This window comes from Vibrio sp. 10N.222.46.A1 (assembly GCF_041473595.1).
Lineage (GTDB): Bacteria > Pseudomonadota > Gammaproteobacteria > Enterobacterales > Vibrionaceae > Vibrio > Vibrio tasmaniensis_A.
Window position 1 is genome coordinate 1 of sequence record NZ_JBFRSN010000441.1, and the last position, 301, is coordinate 301.

At 44.9% G+C, this 301-nt stretch carries 1 protein-coding gene; it reads left to right on the top strand.

Translation table 11 applies throughout. The features are described 5' to 3' along the window. Positions 1-301: hypothetical protein (locus AB4496_RS13620; protein WP_372131144.1), on the top strand; the 301-nt coding region annotated here is incomplete at both ends.

Here is a 301-nt window from a genome sequence, read left to right on the forward strand (position 1 = left end):
CATCAACACCATTCCAAGTGTCACTTTATCAGAATCTAACCTTACAGATGGCTCGGCAGCAAGCAATGCTCCGGTGAGTCAAACTGAGACTATTCAGTTCACCAATCAAAGTGATAATGTCACCAGTTTCCGCATTGAACCGAACCAATTTAATACTAATGGTTTGCTAAAATCGAATGGGTTGGTCGTTGAGCTTAAAGCGGATCCAAACACGACAGGTGCGTACATCGGCTTTGTGAAAGATGGAGCCAACCCAGAAGTTCCGGTCTTTACGATTAGCTTCTCTACTAGCACGGTGGGT